This window comes from Pseudochrobactrum kiredjianiae, from assembly GCF_030362795.1.
Lineage (GTDB): Bacteria > Pseudomonadota > Alphaproteobacteria > Rhizobiales > Rhizobiaceae > Pseudochrobactrum > Pseudochrobactrum kiredjianiae.
The window spans coordinates 1-14,215 of record NZ_JAUCBM010000029.1 but is presented as its reverse complement, the minus strand read 5'-3'; the positions used below and the strand labels follow the sequence as shown (position 1 = coordinate 14,215).

Below are 14,215 nucleotides of genomic sequence, written 5' to 3'. Positions count from 1 at the left end.
GGTTTTGTCGCAAACTTTTTATGTCGGACCATATATGCGATGAGTGGCGTCGGTTACAGATTGATGAGAGGCATTGAACATGGTCGATTTCAAGGGAACGCATTTCCCCAAAAGTGTCATCCTGTATGCCGTTTTCTTCTATGTTCGTTATTCAGTTTCGTATCGTGATCTTCAGGAAATAATGGCCGAACGAGGCGTAGAGATTGACCATGCAACACTGAACCGATGGGTTGTTAAATACTCGCCGCAGATTGCAACTCATGCTCAGAAGCGTAAACGCGCAACACTAGGCTCATGGCGTGTTGACGAGACCTATATAAAGGTCAAAGGGAAATGGACCTATCTATATCGGGCCGTTGATCGTGACGGCCAAACCCTTGATTTCATGCTCTCTGAGCGCCGCAACCTCAGCGCTGCGCGGCGTTTCCTTAAAAAGGCTATCGCAAGCAATAGTGTTCCGAACAAGATTGTTATTGATAAAAGCGGAGCTAATTTGGCTGGTGCGCAGGCTATAAATAATATCCTTAAGATCACCGATACGGACAAGCTGATTGAGATTCTTCAGGTCAAATACCTGAACAACATTCTTGAACAGGATCATCGTTTCATCAAGCGGGTCACCAAGCACATGTTGGGCTTCAAAGCATTCCATTCCGCTTCAGCCACCATTGCAGGGATCGAAGTGGCTCACATGATCCGCAAGAATCAATTCGCCAACGACAATCAATCGCCATTCGTAGTGTTCGCGGAGCTCGCAGCATAATTGTGCCCACAGATAAGGCCGCACTTAACTTACTGCAAAATTTGCGACACAACCCAAGTCCACAGCCAAGCATTGAGAGGTCTTCCTTGTTGCGCAGCCCAAGGGCCGGGCCGCATTTAATTTCTCTGACCAATTGGTTGCGCAGGTAGCGGGTCCAGTAAGGATGAGGCTCGGCACCAAGCCAGCGCTACCCGCGGTAACCACTGCGCGGCATGATTGTTAAAAATCATCCTGCTGGCTTTCAGGACAATGCCGCCACCAGATCGCGAACCCGACGAAGACCATGATGAAGCCGAAGCCTGCGGTAACCCAAATGACTTTTGCAGTTACGGTCGTTTGGGCCTCCATTGTTATGGCTGCCGCTAGACCAATGGCAGCAATTCCGCATGCTGCCCATTTTGCAGCCAACAATGTGTTGTCCGCCCTCTTGGCCGGTACCCTCGTGTCTCGCTGAACCATGACGCTTGCCTCAGTGTCCGCTCGACTTCGACAACAAATTCATCACCATCACACCAGAGACAATGAGGGCGATCCCGACGTAAGCCCATGCATCGAGCGGGTGGCGAAACACCACGACACTGACGATTGCAGTCAACACGATGCCAAGTCCGCCCCAGACCGCGTAGGCGATCCCGAGCGGCATAGCCTTCAGCGCAATGGATAGAAAATAGAAGGAGGCGACGTAGAACAACGCCATTGTTGCGGTCGGGACCAGCCGCGTGAACTGCTCCGACTTCTGAAGAAATGTCGATCCGGTAACCTCGCAAATAATCGCTACGGCGAGTGCGCCATAAGAAATAAGAATCGGATTCATGATGTGATTTTCCTTTGCCTTTTATTGTCTTTAACGATTTCAAGTAGCCCGGCTCTTGGCGGCTCCTTAAGACCCGGTCCGAGCGAGCAATCGTTCTCCCAGTGGACTGAGCGCTCGGCTTCCAAGTGGTTGACTGGAAATCCGTTTTGCCAGCGCCTTCAACATGTCGGATGACTGCGCAAATGCGTTGTGGCCAAGAGGGTCCGATTGCTTATAGTCCGAGGCGTCGATGACGGACACGCCATCGGATGCCAGCAGATCCTTCTCCCTTTCGAGATTGCCGCCCCCCACCCTGTCGACGTCGCCCGCGATCCACTTGGACATGGCGAGCGCCAGGTCATTTCGAGAGGTTATGACAGTGAATGCCGGACGCTTCTTGCCCATTTCCACCAACTGCCGACGAAAAACATCGATGTCTATGTCGGGTGAGGCGAGAACGACGTTTGTGATCTTCGGAGAGAGTTTACGATCGCGTATGGCTATTTCCCTCAGAGCCTCCATCGTCAGCCAGGTTCCCATGGAGTGCGACAGGATAGTGATATCATCGACATCGCCGCTCTTGATGGCCTCGTCGAGAACCTGAACCAGTCCAAAGCGCGAATAAATCGTACTCTCGCGATCGTAGACATAATCGAGAACGTTGTTGCGAGACGGCCAGGTGAACAGCACCGGTGCTGCATCGACCTTGATATCATGAGAGATCTGCGCAAAACGGAACACGGCCTCGGCATAGGACGTGTTGAACCCGTGCACGAAGATCAGCGCGCGACGCTTCGGGCCGCTCCGACGTTTGAACCAGTCGAAGGCTTGACTTTCCGACATGCCGGCCGCCTTCACCGTCACGAATGACTTTAGTGGGTCCGGCCGCGCGTTTCCGGGCCAGGCGATCTCACCGGTTTTTCGGTTTGCCTCCGGCGGAATGGACACCACGACATTGTTGATGCTGACGTAATTTCCCCGCTCCCCGGTGAAGAGAAGTGCCGGATCCGGCGAGGCCATTCGGGTCGTCGCAACGACAAGATCGACCCGGCTGGTTCCAGCTGCGGCGACAGCGACAGGTTTCATAACGTCTGCCCTGTGTCCGCAGGCCGTGAGAAGGCCGAGTGCCAAGACCACCAAAACCATCGGAAGCAAGGAAGTTGCCGATACGCTTCGTGCACGAGTTTCTGTACGGGTTGCCCAGAAAGCATCTGGCTTAAGCTCCATCGGGAACCGTCCCGCCGGAAGGATCGGAGCTCGCGTCTTCGGCACGCGCCTTTTTCCGGCCTTCGGCAGTCAGCAGCCACAGCATCAGGCAGGGAAGCAGAGTGAGGGTAAGAATTGTTGCTGCAGCAAGGCCACCGATAATCGCATAGGCCATGGGTCCCCAGAAAATCTGGTGCGCAATCGGGATCATCCCGAATATCGCCGCGAAAGCTGTCAGAACGATCGGGCGCGCACGGTGGACGGAGGCGTTCGTTATGGCTTCAAGCGCATCCTGGCCACGAGCGATATTTTCATCGACCTCCTGAATCAGGATAACGGCATTGCGAATGATCATTCCAGCGAGTGCGATGACGCCGAGCTGCGCCACAAAGCCCATTGGCGTCCCTGTCGGAAGCATGGCGCCGACCACGCCGATAAGACCAAACGGCGCCATCAGCATTGCAAGGCCCATCCGCGAGAAGCTCTGGAGCTGCACCATCAACAGCGCGACAATGACAAGCAGCATGACCGGAACGACGGCAAACACGGACGCATTGCCCTTTTCCGCCTCTTCGGTCACGCCGCCAGCAGCGATAGAGTATCCTAAAGGCAGTTCAGAGCGGAGGCCCTCGAGTTTGCTATCTACATCAATTGAGACCGTTGATGGCTGTAGACCCTTTGCGACGTCGGCCTGAACGATGATCATCGCCTTGCCTTCACGTCGCCAGATGATCGGCTCTTCCATCCCATAACCGATTGCGGCGACCTGACGTAGCGGCACGGTTTTTCCTTCACCGTTGCGAAGCTGAAGATTGCCGATCGTCGCAATCGAGGTGCGATCCGCATCGATCCCCTTGACGACCACATCAACCAGCCTGTCACCATCTCGGACGGTAGTGACCTGGGAGCCGGAAAACACTGAGGCGATTTCGCTGGCAATGGATTCAGAGCTCATACCGAGCGCCCTTGCCTCGATCTGGTTGACCATCACGTTAATGCTGCGCTGCGGTTCCCCGGCGGTCAGGTTCACATCGCGTGTATCCGGATGTGCGCCGATGATTGACGCCGCCTTGGCGGCGATACCACGAACAGTATCGTAATCGGGACCTGAAACTCGGAACTTCATTGGCCATCCCACAGGTGGCCCAAGCTCAAGCGGTGACGCACGTGTGGTGATATCGGCAAAGTCCTTGGCGAACGCTGCCGCGAGACGCGCGCGCACGGCGTCGCGATGTTCGACACTCTTGGTGACGACGACAGTTTCGGAGACATTATCATTGTCAAGCAACAGATCCATTGGCAGATAGAAGCGGATTGATCCCGAACCGACATAGGTGGTGAAGTGGTCCACATCGGGATCAGCCTTCAAAATCGCTTCCAGTTGTCTCGCACGCCTGTCCGTCGCATCACGGGATGCGTTTTCCGGGAGTGTCAGGCTCACAAGCAGTTCCGGACGATCAGATGCGGGGAAAAATTGTTCTTCCAGCTTTGTTGCGCCGAATAAAGAAACCGCGAAAGTTGCGAGTGCCAATGTGAGAGTGAGCCAGCGATGTCTGAGGCTCCAGCCCAACGTCTTTCTATAGGCCGACACGACCCTACCCTCATGATGACCGCCATGAAGATTCCGGGGCAGCAGCCATGTGCCGAGGATTGGTGAAAACAGCACCGCCACGATCCAGGAACTGACCAGCGAAATCAACACGACCATGAACAGCGAGAACGTATACTCGCCAGCAGTTGAGGCGGCAAAGCCCACCGGGATGAATCCGGCGATCGTTACAAGGGTACCGGTGAGCATCGGAAAGGCCACTGTCTCGTAGGCATAACTGGCTGCCAATGACCGGGTCTTTCCCTTTTCGAGGCACGACACCATGCTTTCGACCGTGATCATAGCGTCATCGACCAACAGGCCGAGTGCAATGATCAGCGCGCCTAGAGAAATGCGTTGCAGCCCGATGCCGGCAAGCTCCATACCGAAGAACGTCATTGCCAAGACCAGAGGAATGGAGACGGTCACGACGAGCCCGGCGCGCAAACCCAAAGAGACGAAGGACACACCGAGAACGATGACCACGGCTTCAACCAGCACCTTTAGGAAGCCGCCTACAGCATCCTTGACGATGGTGGATTGATCGGCGACGAGAACGACATCAATGCCGTGCGGCAGTTGAGCCGAAATCTCGGCCATTTTGGCTTTCAGCAACCGTCCGAATTCCAGGAGGTTCCCGCCAGCCGACATTGAGACGGCCAGCCCTATCGCATCCTGCCCGTTGACGCGGACGGACGCTGCCGGAGGATCGACCAGCGTTCTGGAGATTGTGCCAATCTCGTCGAGCCTGATGTAGCGTCCACCAATGTTGAGTGTCAGATCACGAAGGGTCTGTTCGGAGGTCAGCGCGCCGCTGACGCGAATAGAGACCTTGTCGTCCTGGGTTTTCAAAATTCCGGCCGGGGTAACCGCATTTTGAGCGCGGACTGCATCAAAAGCAGATTGCGGGCTGATACCGAGGCTGGCCAGCTTCATCGCCGAAAATTCTATGACAATCTGTTCTTCCTGGACTCCGAGAAGATTTACCTTGCCGACGTCCGGCAGAGACAGAAGCTCTGATCTGACTGCATCGACCCGGTCCCGCAGCTCGCGCTGCGAGAAGCCTTCCGCCTGGAACGCGTAGATCGTCCCATAAGTATCGCCGAATTCGTCATCGAAGAATGGACCTTGTACGCCTGCGGGCAAGTTGGGCACGATATCAGTGATTTTTTTGCGCACCTGATACCATACGTTGGCCACCTCTGCTGGCGGCATGTCATCACGCAGATTGACAAAAATCACCGACTGGCCGGGACGCGTATAGCTCTGCGTATAATCGAGATGTGGTGTTTCGGAGAGCTTCTTTTCCAGCCTGTCGGTCAGCAGATTGACCGTATCGCGGGTCGTTGCACCGGGCCACAGGGCCGAGACCACCATCGTCTTGATGGTGAACGGCGGATCTTCGTTGCGTGACAGGCGCTGATAGCTGAATGCGCCACCGATGATGGTCGCAATCATAAGGAAAATCACCAGTGACTGATGTTTGAGTGTCCAGGCCGAAAGATTAAAGCCGCTGTGCGATGAACCGGTATCGCTCATTTCCCGGCTCCTTCGTCAAGCTTAACCAGCTCTCCATCGCGAAGTTTACTCACGCCGGCAGTCGCCACGATGTCGCCTTTATTGAGGCCGGTTGAGATGTAAAGAGTGCTTTCGTCAAAACGCGCGACCTTGACATCTCTTGACTTCAAGGTTTTGGAGGATGGATCGAAGACGAATACCGCGCTCGCGCCGTCCTTGTTAACAAGCGACGACGCCGGAATACGGACGAGCGGCTCGGGAGAAACCGTAATTTTTCCAACGACAGCCGCTCCGAAAGGCATTTTTTCGATCGGTCCGGACAATGTGACTTTTACCTTATAGGTTCTGGTGGTGGGATCGGCAGAAGGCGTCACTTCACGAACGCGACCAGTGGCTGTGACTGACGGATCTGAAACAAGCGAAACGGATACCTCCGGATCTGTCAGCTTGGCTGAGAAGACCTGCTCGGGGATATCGAAAACCGCATCTCGCTCGTTGTCGGAGATGAGCGTCACAACCATCTGGCCCGCAGCAACGACCTGCCCTTGGTTCGCGCCGACCGCCGAGATGATGCCATCTCTTTCCGCCTTGAGCTCAGTGTAGGAAAGGGCCAGCTTTGTGTTAGCAAGCGCCGTCGTTGCAGCGTCGAACTGAGCTTTTGCCGTTTGCAGATTGGCATCCGCCTGCTGGGTTTGCGCCTGCGACACGACACTTTTGGCAAACAGCTCCCAATTGCGTTTGGCATTCAGTTCGGCGATATCGACCGCCACTCTCGCAGAGTTCAGGTTTGCGACCGCTGTTGCCACATTGTTTTCGGAAGGCGTTTTGTCGACCGAGGCCACGACGTCGCCGGTCTTTACGATCGTCCCTGCATCCACGCGAAAATCCATGAGCCCGTCCAGCCGAAAGCTCATAGCTGTCTCATATCGGGGCCGAATCTCTCCCGTTTGCGAGATCGTTTCACCGATCCTTTCCTCCTGTACGGAGACATATTTTATGGATCGGATTGGCTTATCCGCTGATTTCTCCTCGGAGCATGCGGTCAGAAAAATCGCCGCTGCCAAGGCGGCAAATCGGGCCAGTTGTTTTTGGCGCATAGAAGTCTCCGCGCGTCGTGGCGCCCTAGAAAAGATTGGTGGCCAAAATCGGCCGCGAAGTACGATTGTCCAACGTTATGTCCGAGAACCGTCCTTGCGTTTGCTTTAACCGAGGCTTTCGCGCGCACGTAGATTGCTTTTCGGTCAGGATGGGGTCATATTCGGCCAGCCCAAAGCTTCGCGACAATCGCGGCGTGTGAGGTGCTTCGGCGTGAGTTTTAGGGGTGTATTGTTCCGGTGCGGCTAAAGGGTCTGAAGCGCTATGTCTCGAAGAAGCAAAACAGCGGTAGGCCTTAATTTTCCGTCGGGATACATTTTCCCGCTGACCCCAAGAGGTCTGGTCCTCACGCTTTCGGCACTTAACATCGAAACGACGCACCTAACGGATGGTCTTGGCTTTACGATAAGTGATCTCCCCGACCCAAATTGCAAACTGACTGCAAAACAGTCCCTCGAAATGATCCGACGTTGCCTCCGAGTGACCCAAGGTCTTCCTCTAGGCTTGGAAACAGGATCGCGGGAATCGTTCACAGCGATGGGACCGATTGGTTTCGCTTTAATAACATCTCCTACCGTTGGAGAGGCCATCACGCTCGGGCTGTCTTTGCAACGCGACGCCGGAAGATTTATTGATTACGAAGTGATATTGAATGCTGAGGAAATGGCTATCGTTACCGGAAATCAGGGATACGAGCCGGATCTCTACCGTTTTTTTGTCGAGGAATCGTTTGCAAGTTTTCTTCAAGTTGCGAGAAACTTGGTTGGCGAAAAGTTCAGGGTAAAGCGCATCGAGATTAGCTATTCTGACCCGACCTATTCTGCTGCATATCGAAAGATGTTCGGATGTGAGGTCGCATTCAACCAAGCGCGTGATGCGTTTGTTTTTAGCTCGGCCTGGGCGACAGAGACCTTGAAGACGGCGGACCGCCCAAGTCATGTTCAGGCCTTGCGTGCGATCGACGCGCTCAAAGGTGACCTCGAACGGTGCGTCGAGATCGTAGAGGCCGCGGGACATCTTCTGAAACAGAACCTTCAGCAAGTTGAAAACGCTCCTGAAATCGCCAGAAAGCTCGGCATCAGTGAGAGAACACTGAGACGTCGGTTGGCCGAGAAAGGCCTTACATTCCAGGCATTGCAAGATGGTCTCCGCAAGGAGCATGCCTTGGAACTTCTCAATACATCTGTTCTTTCGATTGAGGCTATCGGACGCTTGGTCGGATATGACGATCCTCACAATTTCCGTCGGGCATTCAAACGTTGGACCGGAGTTACGCCCACACATGTCCGCGGTAAGAAAAGAAGCGGGTAATAGTGCCTTTAAACAAGCTACCGAGTATATCTCGGAATAGTCTCGCGCCAGGTCCCACTACGATGTTCCACGAACGCGACAACATGGCCGGTTGCTTCGAGTTTACGGCTGGAACTATCAAGCGCTGCCAACCGACGCAAATCATCAATCGATTTAATCGGAACGCCACTGCGTCTAAAGCGCTCGAGTAGGTCACCTCTTCGGGGGTTCACAGCCACGCCTGCTTCTGTCACAACAACGTCGACATCGTCGCCAGGCGTTACCCGGCAGAGTACGTTTTCGACCATTTTAGGATGACCTCCCGCTGTGAGCCTCGTCGTCACGATGGTAAGCTTTGCGCCAGCTGCTGTGTCCGGGTGGCCACCCGGTCCTCCAATTATTGAACCGTTGCCACCGGTAGCAACGTTCACGTTGAAGTGCCGATCGACTTCCGCTGCGCCGAGTACAACGACATCAAGGTGTGACACTACCGGATCGGGATCGATGGGAGAGGCATAGCGTGACGCTGACATTGCTTCATGGCGGGCATTACGTTCGTATGAGCGAACTGCCTCGAGATCGAAACATTGTACGTCATATATCCGGTCGAAAAGCCCCGCCTCCAGAAGCGCGACGTGACCGGCAGCGATACCGCCGGAAATAAATCCTCCCCTCACCCTCTTTTCCGCCATCAGGGTACCGAGTTTGCTTGCCACCCCCAGTGAAATGCCACCTGCACCGGTCTGGAACGAAAATCCATCCGACAGCAGGCCACTCGAGTCTATCACGTGCAAGGTGAGATCGACGATAGCGCGGCTCACTGGGTCTTCCGCGATCGCTGTTGCCCCCGACAGTATCCTGCTGTTGTCGCCGATCGTTGGAACAACAACCAAAAAGTCGGATTTCCCTGCTCCGATCTCGTGCTTCCCAGCAATTTCATCGGACAGGCCCTCGCTGATCAGGACAACGTTATCAGCGTAGTCTGCGTCGACCATCGCATAGCCAAGCGGGCCACACGAGGCGCGTCCAGCTGAGCCGGTTGCTGCACCGAATCTATCAACGTGCGGGGCTGCGATAAATGCCGCATCAATCTTCAATTGCCCACTCGAAATCGAGCGGGCACGACCGCCATGGGTTTGAAGAAGCGCAGGCTCTGGCAAGAGCCCGGACCCTATGGCGCTGGCCACCGGCCCCTTCACGTAGTCGCAAATAATGCGGGAGACAACGCCGCTAGCTATATGGTTGGTCAAAGGGGCGTGGACTGGAAATATGGAGCTCGCGGCGATCGTCAGATCGCGCAGACCGATTGCCGCCGCTTCCGAGAGAACCTGGTTCAGTACCGCGTCACCGTCACGAAGATGGTGGTGAAAGGACAATGTGGCGCCGTCGCGCAAACCACATGCCTCGATGGCATTCTTGACGCTAAGGACTGTCTGGGGCCTTTGATTCCTCAGCTCGCGCGCGGGCAGCATCTCTCTTGCGGCCAGCTCGTGCGGTCGATCACTATTCGTGCCTAAGACATCAGGTTGCGGATCCTTCCCTAAGCCGTCCCTGGGAAACTCCATCGCTTTGCTCCTTGTCTGCCGTTATAGAGCTGACGATGCGGGGTTTAAGTTGCGGGAGCAACCAAGCGAAGTTTCTATGTGCAATTGCTGTAATCAATCACAAGGCCATTGCTCTATCCTCTAGCTATTAATAGGTCTTTTCATTGGTATCGCGGCGGCGAAAAGCTAGTGTGTTAGTGAATACCGTCGCGACATCCGGAACCGAACATGACGATCATTCAAGAGTGCGATATCATAGACGGCATCGCGGAAGCGTTGCAGTTCATTTCGTATTACCACCCGCCAGATTTTATCAGACACATGAAGTCTGCCCTCGAGCGTGAAGAAAGCTCTTCAGCCAGGGATGCCATCACGCAGATATTGGTTAACTCGCGAATGGCGGCAATCGGCAGACGTCCGATCTGTCAGGACACCGGAACGGTGAATGTTTTCATCAAGCTCGGTATGAAAGTCTCGATTGCCTCCGACCGCACCTTGCAAGAGATGGTGGACGATGCGATCCGCCGAGCCTACCTGAACGACGATAATCCCTTACGCGCCTCGATCGTCCTGGACCCGATTTCGAAACGGACCAACAGTGGCGATAACACGCCGGGAATGGTCCATGTCGACCTTGTCTCCGGCGACAAGATGGAAATCGCTGTCTCGGCAAAGGGTGGCGGCTCGGAGAATAAGGCACGGTTCACTGTACTCGAGCCGTCGGACTCCGTCAGTGACTGGGTTGTCAAAAACGTTGCGGGTCTCGGCGCGGGCTGGTGTCCTCCAGGTATTCTGGGGATCGGGATTGGAGGCAGCGCTGACAAGGCGATGCTCATGGCGAAGGAGGCGATGAACGAAGAGATGGACATGCTTGAGCTCGTACAGCGCGGACCAAGCAACCTTCTTGAAGAACTCCGCTTGGAGATATTTGAACGAGTAAACGCCTTAGGGATTGGAGCACAGGGCCTGGGTGGCAAGATCACCTTGCTCGATGTTAAAATCAAAACATTTCCTACGCACGCCGCCTCGCTTCCATTGGCGGTGATACCAAACTGCGCGGCCACCCGTCATATGCATTTCGAGTTGGACGGAACCGGCCCGGCGCACTTTACGCCCCCGGATCTTTCGGACTGGCCGGAACTGGTTTTGGACAGGACCGCAAGTCAGTACAAGCATGTCAATCTTGACCAGTTGACCGAAACCGAAATCGCGGCTTGGCATTGTGGCGATACCCTTCTCCTATCCGGCACACTCTACACCGGTCGGGATGCGGCCCATAAGAGAATGGTCGAGGCGTTACGCGCCGGCGATCCCGTACCGGTCGATCTCAAGGGTAAGGCGATCTACTATGTCGGTCCTGTCGATGCCGTCGGTTCGGAAATCATCGGGCCTGCAGGACCTACAACAGCCACTCGCATGGATCGGTTTACGGACGAGGTTCTCGGCGGAACCGGGTTGAAAGTGATGATCGGCAAAGCAGAGCGTGGCAAGGAGGCCATTGAGTCCATAGCACGCCACAAGGCTGCATATCTTATCGCTGTCGGAGGTGCTGCATATCTCGTTTCGAAAGCCGTCAAAAGCGCGAAGCGGGTCGCCTACAATGATCTCGGCATGGAGGCAATTTACGAGTTGCGGGTCGAAGAGATGCCCGTAACCGTCGCCGTCGACTGTCGAGGGGAATCCATTCACACACTAGGTCCGGCCAAGTGGCGGAAATTGGATGCGTAGTTTCCGCTTTCACTCGACTTGAACGCACTTGGCACCCGGTTGCGCGTTGATACGCCAGTACATTGAACTTCCGGTCGATTGTTGACCAAAGCCAGCGCGCAAGAGTTTATGGATGATCGGTTGGTGACAGGAAAGTAGCCAAAAGATGCCTTCGGCAGGAATTACGCCTCCCGAAAGCTACAGGAGTGTCTTTCATTTCGTGAACAACGTCTTCTCGCTACAAAGAAGATTTACTGTCGAAATGGATAATTTCGGCGCTTCTTCTGGCGCTTGCTGTCTCCCGAGATTGAACTGACGACCTCAGCGTAAAGCGATCGACCAGGCCTCTGAGTGAAAGCGCCAGATCGGAGACGGATCTCCCCAGGGCGGTTGTCTCGCCCACCATCGCGGCGTTCTGTTGCGTAATCTGGTCCATATGGCCGATTGCCGCATTCACTTCCGATACAGATGCGGCTTGTGTCCGGCTTGAGGCGGCAATCGATTGGATCTCCTCGCTGACCGAGACGATTTGAGAACCTATGGATTTTAGCACTGCATTCATGTCGCGAACCATTCGTGAGCCAACCTGAACTTCGTTTGCGGAGCGACTGATCAATGTCTTGACCTCCTCTGCTGCAGCGCCCGACCGCTGTGCAAGTTCGCGTACCTCCTGTGCCACGACCGCAAATCCCTTTCCAGACTCACCAGCTCGGGCGGCTTCAACTCCTGCGTTGAGCGCCAAAAGATTGGTCTGGAAGGATATCTCATCGATTACGCTGATGATCTGCTCGATTTGCTTAGAAGCGTCCTCTATCCTGACCATCGCGTCGAGAGCATCGGAAGCGACTTTCGCGGAGTCGTCAGCCACCTTTTTCGTGCTGCCGACCGCAATGTTCACGCGCTCAGCTTGCTCAGCAGTTGAACGAACAATGTTCGCAATCTGTTCCATCGCTGCTGCCGTCTGCTCCAGAGAAGCGGCCTGCGCCTCGGAGCGACGCGATAGCTCGTGGGCCGATTCACCCAGTAGATCGCCATTATTCTGAAGCTGTGCGGTCTCGTCACGGATCTCGTAGAGGGTGTCATGCAAACGGGTGGCTGCGCTGTTGAAGTCATTCCGGACCTTTTCCAACGGTCCATCGAACATTGTTGCGATCTGTGCCGCAAGATTTCCCTTGGCAAGCTGCTCAAGTCCGCCAGCAAGATGGGAGACAGCAGTTTCGATCTGCTGGTTAGCCGCCTGTCTTTCAGATTCGTTGCGAGCCCTTTCCTTCTCACCCTCCTGCCGTTGCAGAGCGCTCTCGGCTTCGACCCGCAACTTCGCCTGTGCATTATCCCGAAACACGGTTAGCGCGCGCGCCATATCGCCAATTTCGTCCAGACGTTTGGTATCGGTTTCTATCGGTGGATCCTTCCCGGACGCCAGTTGGAGCATGACAGCCGTTATTCTCTGAATGGGAGTTTTCAGCGTAACGATAAGCAGCCAGATGAATAGCCCCTAGATTTGTAGACACCTTGTGACTTAAAAAAGAGACAAGGAGCTTACGATGGGTAAAGCTAATTTCACCGACGAATTCAAACTTGACGCTATTAAACAGATTACTGAGCGTGGCTATTCAGTAGCTGATGTTTCACGTCGCTTGGGCGTGAGCACACATTCACTTTATAGCTGGAGGAAGCGCTATAATGCTCCTGAGAAAGCAGCTGTGCAGGATGATCAATTGTCAGAGATCAGGCGCTTGAAGCAAGAGCTTGCTCGCGTCACGGAGGAGCGTGACATATTAAAAAAAGCCACCGCGTACTTCGCCAAGGATGCAAAATGAAGTACGCGTTTATCAAGGCGCATCGTGTTCGGTTCAATGTGCGTGCCATGTGCCGCATGCTTTGTGTCCATCCAAGCGGATTTTATGCATGGATGAAGCAGCCTTTAAGTCACCGTGCAAATGAAGATATCCGGCAGATAGCACTGATCAAGGATGCTTGGCATGACAGCGGCAAGGTCTACGGATACCGCAAATTACACGATGATCTGCGAGATCAGGGGGAGACCTGCTGTCCAAACCGTGTGGCGAGACTGTCCAGACTGGCAGGGATCAAGGCTCAGATTGGTTATAAGCGCCGTTCCGGTAAATATGGTGGCAAACCCTCTATCGTCATAGACAACACCCTGGATCGCCAGTTCGATGTGAACACACCTGATAAGGTTTGGGTCACAGATATTACTTATATCAAGACATATGAAGGGTTTTCCTACCTGGCTGTTGTCATCGACCTGTTTTCTCGACGCGTTGTCGGGTGGTCAATGCAATCGCGCCAAACCACAGACCTGGTCTTACAGGGTTTATTGATGGCCGTGTGGCGACGAAAGCCTAAAGAGCGGGTACTGATACATTCAGACCAAGGCTCCCAGTTTACAAGTATGGACTGGGCATCATTCCTGAAACAACATAATCTTGAGCACAGCATGAGCCGCCGCGGGAATTGTCACGATAATGCTGTAGCTGAGAGCTTTTTTAACCTGCTGAAGCGAGAGCGCGTTCGACGTAAAACATACAGAACTCGAGCTGAAGCAAGGCAAGACGTATTTGATTACATTGAGATGTTTTATAACCCGCAACGCAAACACGTTAGAAATGGTATGCTGTCACCAGCACACTTTGAACAGAACCACAAACTGAAGACGAAGAGTGTCTAATAAACTCGGGGCTATTCAA

General features: G+C 54.3%; 11 protein-coding genes. 4 read left to right on the top strand and 7 right to left on the bottom strand.

From position 1 onward, the window contains the following. Positions 1-79: 79 nt before the first annotated feature. Positions 80-763 carry an IS6 family transposase gene (locus QUF18_RS19900; RefSeq protein WP_289388726.1) on the top strand — a complete coding sequence of 228 codons (684 nt, stop codon included), beginning with the start codon at positions 80-82 and terminating at the stop codon, positions 761-763. A gap of 219 nt (positions 764-982) precedes the next feature. On the opposite strand, the gene QUF18_RS19895 is transcribed toward QUF18_RS19900, so the two are convergent. From QUF18_RS19895 to QUF18_RS19875, 5 genes are all read right to left on the bottom strand, one after another. Further along, positions 983-1,111: a hypothetical protein gene (locus QUF18_RS19895; protein ID WP_289389004.1), complete on the bottom strand. Its 129-nt coding sequence runs from the start codon at positions 1,109-1,111 to the stop codon at positions 983-985. A gap of 121 nt (positions 1,112-1,232) precedes the next feature. Next, positions 1,233-1,577, bottom strand: coding sequence for a DMT family transporter (locus QUF18_RS19890; RefSeq protein WP_136883644.1), 345 nt, complete (start codon positions 1,575-1,577; stop codon positions 1,233-1,235). A 66-nt stretch (positions 1,578-1,643) separates the two neighbouring features. Further along, positions 1,644-2,642: an alpha/beta hydrolase gene (locus tag QUF18_RS19885; RefSeq protein WP_289389002.1), complete on the bottom strand. Its 999-nt coding sequence runs from the start codon at positions 2,640-2,642 to the stop codon at positions 1,644-1,646. A gap of 130 nt (positions 2,643-2,772) precedes the next feature. After that, a complete protein-coding gene (locus QUF18_RS19880; protein ID WP_289389001.1) occupies positions 2,773-5,889 on the bottom strand; it encodes an efflux RND transporter permease subunit in 3,117 nt (1,038 codons plus the stop codon). Further along, a complete protein-coding gene (locus tag QUF18_RS19875) occupies positions 5,886-6,965 on the bottom strand; it encodes an efflux RND transporter periplasmic adaptor subunit (RefSeq protein WP_289389000.1) in 1,080 nt (359 codons plus the stop codon). The genes QUF18_RS19880 and QUF18_RS19875 overlap by 4 nt, the downstream gene beginning before the upstream one ends. 262 nt (positions 6,966-7,227) lie before the next feature. Between QUF18_RS19875 and QUF18_RS19870 the strand changes: the two genes are divergently transcribed. Beyond that, positions 7,228-8,274, top strand: a complete 1,047-nt coding sequence (locus QUF18_RS19870; RefSeq protein ID WP_289388998.1) for an AraC family transcriptional regulator — start codon at positions 7,228-7,230, stop codon at positions 8,272-8,274. A gap of 17 nt (positions 8,275-8,291) precedes the next feature. Here the strand turns inward: QUF18_RS19870 and QUF18_RS19865 are convergent, their stop codons facing one another. Further along, positions 8,292-9,818, bottom strand: coding sequence for a citrate lyase subunit alpha (locus QUF18_RS19865; protein WP_289388997.1), 1,527 nt, complete (start codon positions 9,816-9,818; stop codon positions 8,292-8,294). A 207-nt stretch (positions 9,819-10,025) separates the two neighbouring features. Between QUF18_RS19865 and QUF18_RS19860 the strand changes: the two genes are divergently transcribed. Beyond that, positions 10,026-11,525 carry a fumarate hydratase gene (locus tag QUF18_RS19860; RefSeq protein WP_289388995.1) on the top strand — a complete coding sequence of 500 codons (1,500 nt, stop codon included), beginning with the start codon at positions 10,026-10,028 and terminating at the stop codon, positions 11,523-11,525. A gap of 217 nt (positions 11,526-11,742) precedes the next feature. On the opposite strand, the gene QUF18_RS19855 is transcribed toward QUF18_RS19860, so the two are convergent. Next, the gene (locus tag QUF18_RS19855) at positions 11,743-12,969 is read right to left on the bottom strand and encodes a methyl-accepting chemotaxis protein (protein WP_353074558.1); all 1,227 of its coding nucleotides are present in this window, start codon (positions 12,967-12,969) and stop codon (positions 11,743-11,745) included. A 79-nt stretch (positions 12,970-13,048) separates the two neighbouring features. Between QUF18_RS19855 and QUF18_RS19850 the strand changes: the two genes are divergently transcribed. Further along, positions 13,049-14,196, top strand: a protein-coding gene (locus QUF18_RS19850; RefSeq protein WP_374807254.1) for an IS3 family transposase whose coding sequence is annotated in 2 segments (ribosomal slippage) — positions 13,049-13,295 and positions 13,295-14,196 — 1,149 coding nt in all. Because the reading frame shifts where the segments join, the coding sequence is not laid out codon by codon here. Positions 14,197-14,215 lie beyond the last annotated feature (19 nt).

Excerpts from the sequence above, each read along its gene's own strand:
- QUF18_RS19900 (WP_289388726.1), top strand. The coding sequence starts at position 80 with ATGGTCGATTTCAAGGGAACGCATTTCCCCAAAAGTGTCATCCTGTAT.
- QUF18_RS19895 (WP_289389004.1), bottom strand. The coding sequence starts at position 1,111 with ATGGAGGCCCAAACGACCGTAACTGCAAAAGTCATTTGGGTTACCGCA.
- QUF18_RS19890 (WP_136883644.1), bottom strand. The coding sequence starts at position 1,577 with ATGAATCCGATTCTTATTTCTTATGGCGCACTCGCCGTAGCGATTATT.
- QUF18_RS19885 (WP_289389002.1), bottom strand. The coding sequence starts at position 2,642 with ATGAAACCTGTCGCTGTCGCCGCAGCTGGAACCAGCCGGGTCGATCTT.
- QUF18_RS19880 (WP_289389001.1), bottom strand. The coding sequence starts at position 5,889 with ATGAGCGATACCGGTTCATCGCACAGCGGCTTTAATCTTTCGGCCTGG.
- QUF18_RS19875 (WP_289389000.1), bottom strand. The coding sequence starts at position 6,965 with ATGCGCCAAAAACAACTGGCCCGATTTGCCGCCTTGGCAGCGGCGATT.
- QUF18_RS19870 (WP_289388998.1), top strand. The coding sequence starts at position 7,228 with ATGTCTCGAAGAAGCAAAACAGCGGTAGGCCTTAATTTTCCGTCGGGA.
- QUF18_RS19865 (WP_289388997.1), bottom strand. The coding sequence starts at position 9,818 with ATGGAGTTTCCCAGGGACGGCTTAGGGAAGGATCCGCAACCTGATGTC.
- QUF18_RS19860 (WP_289388995.1), top strand. The coding sequence starts at position 10,026 with ATGACGATCATTCAAGAGTGCGATATCATAGACGGCATCGCGGAAGCG.